This window comes from Cryobacterium sp. MP_3.1 (assembly GCF_035984795.1).
GTDB classification, from domain to species: domain Bacteria; phylum Actinomycetota; class Actinomycetes; order Actinomycetales; family Microbacteriaceae; genus Cryobacterium; species Cryobacterium zongtaii.
This window is the reverse complement of sequence record NZ_JAXCHV010000055.1, coordinates 1-9,002: the sequence shown is the minus strand read 5'-3', so window position 1 is coordinate 9,002 and position 9,002 is coordinate 1. Positions and strand designations below refer to the sequence as shown.

7 protein-coding genes are annotated in these 9,002 nt (G+C 66.5%); 1 reads left to right on the top strand and 6 read right to left on the bottom strand.

The window, feature by feature from the left end:
- Nucleotides 1–378: 378 nt before the first annotated feature.
- The 5 genes from RCH12_RS18240 to RCH12_RS18220 form a co-directional block, all read right to left on the bottom strand.
- On the bottom strand, nt 379–1,431 hold the full coding sequence (locus RCH12_RS18240; protein ID WP_442784594.1) for a LacI family DNA-binding transcriptional regulator: 1,053 nt from the start codon (nt 1,429–1,431) through the stop codon (nt 379–381).
- A gap of 128 nt (nt 1,432–1,559) precedes the next feature.
- On the bottom strand, nt 1,560–2,576 hold the full coding sequence (locus tag RCH12_RS18235; RefSeq protein WP_327017844.1) for a LacI family DNA-binding transcriptional regulator: 1,017 nt from the start codon (nt 2,574–2,576) through the stop codon (nt 1,560–1,562).
- 19 nt (nt 2,577–2,595) lie between these two features.
- Nucleotides 2,596–3,501, bottom strand: coding sequence for a carbohydrate ABC transporter permease (locus RCH12_RS18230; protein WP_088455055.1), 906 nt, complete (start codon nt 3,499–3,501; stop codon nt 2,596–2,598).
- Nucleotides 3,502–3,504: 3 nt separating this feature from the next.
- Complete coding sequence (locus RCH12_RS18225; RefSeq protein WP_327017845.1) at nt 3,505–4,374, bottom strand: carbohydrate ABC transporter permease; 870 nt, start codon at nt 4,372–4,374, stop codon at nt 3,505–3,507.
- 223 nt (nt 4,375–4,597) lie between these two features.
- Nucleotides 4,598–5,899: an ABC transporter substrate-binding protein gene (locus RCH12_RS18220; protein WP_327017843.1), complete on the bottom strand. Its 1,302-nt coding sequence runs from the start codon at nt 5,897–5,899 to the stop codon at nt 4,598–4,600.
- A gap of 193 nt (nt 5,900–6,092) precedes the next feature.
- Here RCH12_RS18220 and RCH12_RS18215 point away from each other — a divergent pair, with 193 nt between their 5' ends.
- A complete protein-coding gene (locus RCH12_RS18215) occupies nt 6,093–8,123 on the top strand; it encodes a beta-galactosidase (protein ID WP_327017842.1) in 2,031 nt (676 codons plus the stop codon).
- 77 nt (nt 8,124–8,200) lie between these two features.
- Here the strand turns inward: RCH12_RS18215 and RCH12_RS18210 are convergent, their stop codons facing one another.
- Entirely contained in the window at nt 8,201–8,875 is a 675-nt protein-coding gene (locus RCH12_RS18210; protein ID WP_327017841.1) for a cyclase family protein, read from the bottom strand.
- Between the last annotated feature and the right edge of the window lie 127 nt (nt 8,876–9,002).

Below are 9,002 nucleotides of genomic sequence, written 5' to 3'. Positions count from 1 at the left end.
GTTACCGCCGGTCCACACCACCAGACCATTAGCCGTCAGCTCACCGTGCAGCCGAGCGATATCCGCCCGCACACGCGCGATCGCAACCTCGATCTGCGGGCCGAAGGTGCTCATGCCGACACCGCAGCATGCGTAGGGTTGCCGATTCCGGAGGCGTAAGACTCGTCTGCAGCTGCGGCCTGTGCGGCGCGCTGCGCGGTGGACGTGCTCACAGAATCGACTCCCTTGTCTGAGGTGCTACGGGTGAAACTTCAAATGTGAACGGTCACATTGCTGACCTCATGTTAGTCGCATCTGGGAAACATCTGTCAAGTCCGGATTGTCACCTTTGGGTAACAGCCGTGATCAGGGGCCCGACCGGGCGCCAGATGGTGCCGGTCAGAACGCCGGCGGGCCCGTGGACCCCCGCACGACGAGCTCGGGGATGATGGCGCCGCGGTGCTCCGGGGAGACGGCGCTGATGTCGTCGAGCAGCAGTGCCATGCAGCGTCGACCGAGTTCCGGGAAGTCTTGCCGCACCGTCGTGAGCGGCGGCCAGAAATGTGCCGCTTCCGGAATATCATCGAAGCCGACCACGCTGACGTCGCCGGGGATGCTCAGTCCGGCATCCCGGATGGCGTGCATCAGTCCGAGCGCCATCTGGTCGTTCGACGAGAAGATGGCGGTGAAATCGCGCACCCGCAATAGCTCGCGGCCGGCGTAGTAGCCGAAGTCGGCGGTCCAGTCGCCCAGGATGGGCGCGGTGGTCGGCACATCCATCGCCCCCATCTCGTCGAGGAAGCCGCGCATGCGGGCCTCAGCCTCGATCCAGTCCTGCGGACCGGCCAGATGGTAGATATTGCGATGACCGAGGTCGATGAGGTGCCGGGTCGCGGCCCGGGCACCGGAGATCTGGTCAAAAGACAGGCCGTGTTCATTCAGCTTCCCGGTGGACTGCAAGGTCACATAGGGCACAGCGATGGAGAGCTGTTCGAGGACGTCGAAGACCCGCATCTGCGGGGCGATGACGACGATTCCCTCCACGGACTGCAGCATCAGGTGGTCAAGGGCGGCCTCGATGGTGTCGGGGTCGACGGAGGTGAGATTGGCGGTGTTGACGTAGTAGCCGGCTTCGCGGGCGGCATCCTGGATGGCCGCGATGCTGCTGGCCGGTCCGTATTGCGAACTCGACGCCGCGAGCACCCCGATGGTGCGTGACGTACCGCGGGACAGGGCACGGGCCGCCCGGTTGGGGCGGTACTGCAGGTCCTCCATGACCTGCTGCACGCGGGCCTTGGTCGAATCACGGATGCTCGGGTGGTTGTTGAGCACCCTGGAGACCGTCTGGTGCGACACGCCGGCAAGGCGCGCGACATCCCGGATGCTGGGTGCGCGACTCTTGGGCAGATCAGCTGGCACGGGAGGAGGCCTCGTTCGAATGTGCACGGTCACAGTTGTGGACGCACCCCAATTATGCACGCGACGCGCCTTGACAAAGTGCACTATGTGACGGTCACATGCCCCAGCAATGGAGCCATGTGACAGTCACAAGGGCACGCTGTCGCCGCAGCGCACTCGACTCAGGCGCTCTCGCGCACCACCAGATCGGTGGGCAGCACGATGGCGGCGGGCCGTTCACCATCGATGACACGCAGCAGCAAACGCACCATTTCCTCGCTGATCCTCTCGAACGGCTGGTGCATCGTGGTCAGACCCGGAGTGGTCATCGTCGCCACCGGGGCGTCGTCGAAGCCGCCGACGGCGACGTCGTCGGGCACCCGGCGGCCGGACGCCAGCAACACGTCGATGGCGCCGGCAGCCATCATGTCATTCGCCGCGAAGACGGCGTCGAGGTCGGGCTGGCTCTCCAGTAGCTCGGTCATCGCCAGGGCCCCGCTGGCCCGGCTGTAGTCGCCGCGGGCCACGAAAGTCGGGTCGAAGGCCCCCCCGAGCTCGTCGGCATATCCCTCGTACCGACGCATGCCTCCAGAGGTATCTTCCGGTCCGGCGATGGTCGCGATGCGGGAACGGCCGAGTCCGTGCAGGTAGCGGACCATTTCCCTGGCCCCCTCGTAGTCGTCCGCGGCGACGTAACCCATCTTCCGTTCAAAGCCCAGCGGTACCCCGCAGGCGATGGCCGGTACGTTCGCGGCGATGATCTCGGAGATCAGGCCGCGCCGGCCGCTGTGCGATGACACCAGCAGCACCCCGTCGACGTGACCGGCGGTGATGAACTCGGTCGCCCGGCGCTGTTCGTCCTCGTTGCCGGCCATGATCAGGACGAGCGAGATGTCGTGTTCGGACAGCGCCTTCGACGCCCCGCGCATGAGCACCGCGAAGTTCGGGTCCTCGAAGAGGCGGTCGTGTGATTCGGTGAGCAGGAACGCCACCGAATTCGCCCGGCTGGTGGCGAGGCTGCGGGCGTGCGGGTTGACCCGGTAACCGGTCTTCTTGATCGCGCTGTTGACCGAGGCCAGTGAATCCGGGCTCACCCAGTGGCCGCCGTTGAGCACCCTGGACACCGTGCCCCTGGACACGCCGGCAGCGGCGGCCACATCATCGATGGTCGGCCGGCGCTTGGCGGGTGGCGGGGTCACGAGTGAAGCCTAGCGACCGTCAGGCCTTGACCGCACCGGCGGCGAGGTCGACCTTCCAGTAGCGCTGCAGAACGAGGAACAGGATGATCAGGGGGATGATCGACAGCAGCGCGCCGGTGATCACGAGGGTATACATCGACGGTGCGGATGCGCCCTGGTTGAGCAGGCCGCTCAAGCCGACGGTCACCGGGAACAGTTTGTCGTCGCCGAGCATGATGTAGGGCAGCATGAAGTTGTTCCAGACCGCCACGAACTGGAACAGGAAGATCGTCACCAGGCCCGGGCCCATCATCGGCAGGGCGATGCGGTTGAAGATGTACAGCTCGCCGGCGCCCTCGGTGCGGGAGGCCTCGATGACCTCGGTGGGCACGGAGGCGGCGGCGTAGATGCGGGCCAGGTAGATGCCGTACGGGCTGATGATCTGGGGCAGCAGCACCGACCACATGGTGTTGGTCAGGCCCACCTCGGCCAGCAGGAAGTACTGCGGGATGGCCAGGATGACGCCGGGAACCAGCACGCCCATCAGCAGGATCGAGAAGACGACCTTCTTGCCGGGGAATTCGAACTTGGCCAGCACGTAGCCGGAGATCGCCGAGATCCAGGTGGAGGCCAGGGCGCCGACGCCCGCGTAGATCGCGGTGTTGAGCACCCAGCGCCAGAACAGGCCGTCGCGGTACTGGCTGAGCTGCACGATGTTGTCCCACAGGTGGGTGCTCGGCATCAACGTGAACGTGGAGAACAGTTCGGAGCTGTCCTTGCTCGACGCCATCAGGACCCAGAAGACCGGGAACAGGCAGTAGATCGCACCGATGATGAGGATGCCGGTGGACACCGGGCTGGCCTTCTGCCGGAAGGTGCGGGCGGAGGCCCGCTCGGCCTTACGCTGGGCGCGGTCGGGCCGGGTGGGCGTGAGTGTGGTTGTCATGGGTCAGTCCTCCTGGCCGAAGGCGCGTTTCTGCACGACGCGCAGGAACAGGAATGAGAAGGCGAAGGTCACCAGGGCGATGACGATCGAGGTGGCGGCGGCGGAGTAGATGTCGTCGCGGGTGAACGCATCCCGGTAGACCAGCATCAGCGGCGACCAGCTGGTGGACAGCGAGTTGGTGAGCGGGCGGAGCGTGGTGGGCTCGGCGAACACCTGCAGGGTGGCGACCATCGAGAACAGCGCGGTCATCACGATCGCCGGGGCGATGATGGGGACCTTGATGCGCAGCGCGATCTGGATCTCGCTGGCGCCGTCCAGTTTGGCGGCTTCGTAGATGTCGGACGGTACCGACTTGAGGGAGGTGTACATCACGATCATGTTGAATCCCACGCCGCCCCAGAGGGCGATGTTGGCGATCGCGAAGGTGACCCCGCCGGAGGAGAGCAGCGAGGGCACGTCCCAGCCGAGCTTGTCGAAGACGAAGTAGAACAGGCTCACGGCGGGGAGGTAGAGGAAACCCCAGAGCAGGGAGCTGATCACGGCCGGTACGGCGTACGGCAGGAAGATGGCGGTGCGGGAGAAGCCGGCGGCGCGGGTGCGGCTGGAGTCCAGCAGCAGGGCGAAGAGCAGCGCGAGACCCAGCATCAGTGGGATCAAGATGAAGCCGTAGACCAGCACTCGTCCGACGCTGGCGCCGAATTCGGTGTTCGTGAGGGTCGTGACGTAGTTGTCGATGCCGGCGAAGACCGTGCTGCGGGCGCCGGAGCCGAGACCGAGGCCGGACACCTTGGTCTTCTGGAAGCTCAGGAAGAGCGTGTAGACGATGGGTGCAGCCATGAAGGCCACGAACAGGATGATGCCGGGCGCCAGCATGGCGTAGGGCACGAGCACCCTCGAACGAAAGGTGCCGCGTCCCCGGCGAACCGTCGGGGTGCTGCTCCGGGTGGCCACGGGGGCCTCTGTCACTGTCACGAGTTGTCCTCAATCGACGCGATCTGGGTGGTGCTGGATGATGGAGGGAGTCCGCCGGCCGGTGGGCCGGCGGACTCTCCGGGACGAGACGCGCCGGTACCCGACCGCGTCTATTCGACCGCGTCTATTCGACCGTGAAGCCGCTCTTCTTCATGTCGTCGGTGGTGATCTTCTGCATGGCAGCGACGGCATCGAGGAAGGCGCTCTGGGTTTTGGCGTCGGCCGCCTTCGCGAACTCGTCGTTGTAGGCGCTGTAGGCCACGTTCACGTTCGGTCCGTAGGTGAACGGGCTCACGGTGTCGGCCACCTCGGCGGCGACCTCGTAGAAGTCCGGCTGGTTGCTGAAGAATTCCGGCGGGGAGGTCAGCGCGGCCTTGGCCTGTTCGGCGTCGGCGGGGTAGATCCCGGCCGTGGTGACCAGGGCCTGGACGGCTTCGGCGTCGGTGTTCAGCCAGGTGGCGAACTTGGCGGCCTCCTCCGGGTGGTCGGACTGCGTGGTGACGGCCGTGGACGATCCGCCCCAGTTGCCCGTCGCGGGCGCGTCGACATCCCACTGCGGCATCGGCGCGGCCTTCCAGAGGCCGGCGGTGTCTGCAGCGTTGCCGCCGAGCACGCCGGGCGCCCAGACGGCGCTCAGCCAGCCCACCTGTTCGCCGTTGTTCAGGCCGGCGTTCCACTCGGGCGTGTACATCGGCTTGTTGTCGATGACGCCCTCTTCGACGAGGCCGCCCCAGTAACCGGCAACCGTCTCGGTGGGGGTTTCGGCGATGTCGACGCTCCACGCCTCACCGTCGATGCCCCACCAGGAGGCGCCGGCCTGCTGGGCCATGCCCGTGAACCAGCCGGCGTCGTTGGACGAGAAGGTGCCCAGGTACTTGGCCGGGTCAGCAGCGTGCACGGCGCGGGCGACGTCGGCGTATTCGTCCCAGGTGGTGGGCACGGCCAGGCCGAGCTGCTCGAGGATGTCGGCCCGGTAGAAGAACATCATCGGTCCGCTGTCCTGGGGGATCGCGTAAATCGCGTCGGATCCGAGGGTGACGGAGTCCCAGACGCCGTCGGCGAAGGCATCCTGGACGTCGCCGGCGCCGTATTCGGACAGGTCGGCGAGAGCGTCGGAGGAGACCAGGGTGGGGATCTTCTGGTACTCGGCCTGGATCAGGTCGGGTGCACCGCTGCCGGCCTTGATGGCCGTGAGCAGTTTGGTGATAGCGGGGTCGCCGCCGTCCTGCTTCTGCACGGTGACCTGGATGTCGGGGTTCTCCGCGTTCCAGATGTCGACGACCTCTTCGAGGTTCGGGGCCCAGGCCCAGTAGTTCAGTTCGACCGGGCCGTCGTCACCCCCGCCCGTGTTTGCCGAACAACCTGACATGAGCAGTGCGGCGGCCGTGGCCATGGCCACTGCCCCTACCCGAATTGACGTGCGCATTCGTCCTCCTTGATGAAAGCTGGGTGCTGTGTGGTGGCGCCCCGCTGTCGTATCGAGAAAACTCGGGCTTGACTGGGAGCGGTACTAGTAATTCACACATTTCTAGCCGTGTCAACATGCGGTCCTGATCTAGATTATGCCAATCGGCTGTGCTAGAACTGGGAGCGCACACAGTTGAAGGAGCCTTAGACCAATGTCGATCCACACCCCATTCCCCGCCAGAGCGCCCGAGACAGACCGGTGGCTGAAGGGCACGACCGGGCTTCGTTACGGTGGCGACTACAACCCTGAGCAGTGGCCCCGCGAGACCTGGCTGGAAGACATCAAGCTGATGAAGCAGGCCGGGATCAACCTGGTCAGCATCGCGATCTTCGCCTGGGGCATCCTGGAGCCACGCGAGGGCGAATACGACTTCAGCAAGCTCGACGACATCTTCGGTCTGCTGCACGAGGCCGGCATCGACATCGACCTCGCCACGCCCACCGCGGCCCCGCCGGCCTGGTTCTGGAAGAAATACCCGGACTCCCGGCCGGTCACCCGGGACGGCATCACCCTGGGCAACGGATCCCGCGGTATGGTCAGCCCGTCGAGCCCCGACTACCGCCGGGCCGCCGCGGCCATCACCGAGCAGCTCGCCCGCCGGTATGCGAACCACCCCGCCCTCGTGCTCTGGCACGTGCACAACGAGTACGGTGCGCCGATCAGTGACTCCTACGACGACCACTCCGTCGCCGCCTTCAGGGTCTGGCTGCAGAAGCGTTACGGCACCCTCGACACGCTCAATGAGAAGTGGGGCACCACCTTCTGGGGACAGGTGTACGGCGAGTGGGACGAGATCGACGCGCCCCGCCAGTCGGCGTCGGTGAGCAACCAGGCGCAGCGCCTGGACTTCCACCGGTTCACCTCCGACGCGTTGCTCGAGTGCTACATCAACGAGCGCGATGTCATCCGCCGGTTCACCCCGGATATCCCCGTGACCACCAACTTCATGGCCACCAATTGCCTCTCCCCCGACTACTGGAAGTGGGCCAGGGAGGTGGACATCGTCGCCAACGACCACTACCTGGTGGCCGAACGCGCCGACAACCACGTGTTGCTGGCAATGGATGCCGACCTGTCCCGGTCGCTGGCCGGCGGCGCCCCGTGGATCCTGATGGAGCACTCCACCGGCGCCGTCAACTGGCAGCCCCGCAATATCGCCAAGCGTGCCGGGGAGATGGCCCGCAACTCACTCTCCCACCTGGCCCGCGGCGCCGACGGCATCCTGTTCTTCCAGTTCCGGGCCTCCAGGTTCGGCGTCGAGAAGTTCCACTCGGCGATGCTGCCGCACGCCGGAGCCGAGACCCGCGTCTGGCGCGAGGTCGTCGCCCTGGGCGAAACCCTCGGGTCCCTCGAGGCCGTGCGCGGCTCCCGCGTGCAGGCTCGCGTCGCGCTGCTCTGGGACACCGAGTCGTTCTGGGCACAGGACTTCGAATGGCGCCCGAGCACCGAACTGGGCCACCGCGAACGCCTCGAGGCCTTTTACACGGCGCTGTGGAACCGCAACGTGTCGGTGGACTTCGCGCATCCGCGCGACGACCTCACCGGCTACGACCTCGTCATCGCGCCCAGCCTCTACCTCGCCGGTCCGGCGGCCTCGGAGAACCTCACCGGCTACGTAAGGGACGGCGGCCACCTGGTCGTCTCCTACTTCTCCGGCATCGTCGACGAGAACGACACCGTCTACCCGGGAGCAGCGCCCGGCGCGCTTCGGGAGGTGCTCGGCCTGACCATCCCGGAGTTCCTGCCCCTGCACGAAAACGAGACCGTCACCCTCAGCGACTCCCGCACCGGAACCGCCTGGACCGACGACATCGAGGTCTCCACCGCTGAGGTGCTGGCCCGGTACGTGGACGGACCCGCCGCCGGCGGACCGGCCCTCACCCGCAACGCGTTCGGTGCGGGATCGGCCTGGTACATCTCGACCAAACTCACCGGAACCGACCTGGACTCCCTGCTGCTGGACATTCTCAACACCGCCGGCATCGACGCGGCCCGCGGCATCGACGGCGTCGAGACCATCATCCGGTCCACCGACACCGACGAGTTCCTGTTCCTGATCAACCACACGGATGCCGACCAGTCCTGGCCGGCCACCGGAACCGAGTTGCTCACCCAGGCCGCGGTCGACGGCACTGTCCTGGTGCCGGCCGGGCTCACCCGGGTGGTGCACAGCGTCCGATAGCGGCTAACTGTTCCCCGTGCGGACAACTGTTCCCGGCGCACCGGGCGCACTTGTCCGCACGGGGAACAGTTGCTCGGTCAGGGCAGCCGGGCGAACGCCCGCACCGGGAAGGTGCCGAAGTCCCGCACCCGCGGCGGCACGGCGGTGAAGCGGGCTCCCCGGTCGGGGAGCCCGCCGAGCCCGGTGAGGTGCTCCACCACGGGGATCCCCGCCGCCAGCATCAGCGAGTGCGCCGGCCGCTCACCGCCGGACTCGGTGTCGTCGATGTTCAAGGAATCGATTCCCACCAGGGCCACACCCGCGGCCACGAGTGCTTCGGCGCCGCCGCCGGTGAGGAACGGCGCACTGCTCGCGTAGGCCGCCGTGGCAAAGTGGCGGTCCCACCCCGTGTGCAGCAGAACGGCGGTTCCACCCAGATCCAGGCCGTCGAAGACAGCCGCCGGGATCCCCCGCTCCGACGCCTGCTCATGGCGGAACACGTGTGCGGGCAGGTCGGCGAGAGCCTCGAGCGGCAATCCGGCCAGGTCGACCCCGCCCTCGTACCGGTAGAACGGGCTATCAAGGTATGTTCCGGTGTTGCCGATCATCGTGATGGTGTCCATGGCGAACTCGGTGCCCTCCGCGTACCGGCTGCGCGAGTCCGCCCGAGTCAGGTGCGGCGTGACCACCGGCGCCGGCAACCCGGGGTAGGTCACCAACCCCGCGCTGATCTCGTGGCTGAGGTCGACGAAGCGGGAGGCGGAAGCCGGCATAGGGTGTTCTCTCTGATCGGTCACGGGGAGGGGGCAAAGTCATACGGTCGTTGCAACATCCTGATTCGAAGGAGTTGCTGATGCCGAAGACGTTTCCTGCAGGTACGCGGTCGTCGTTTGTTGATTT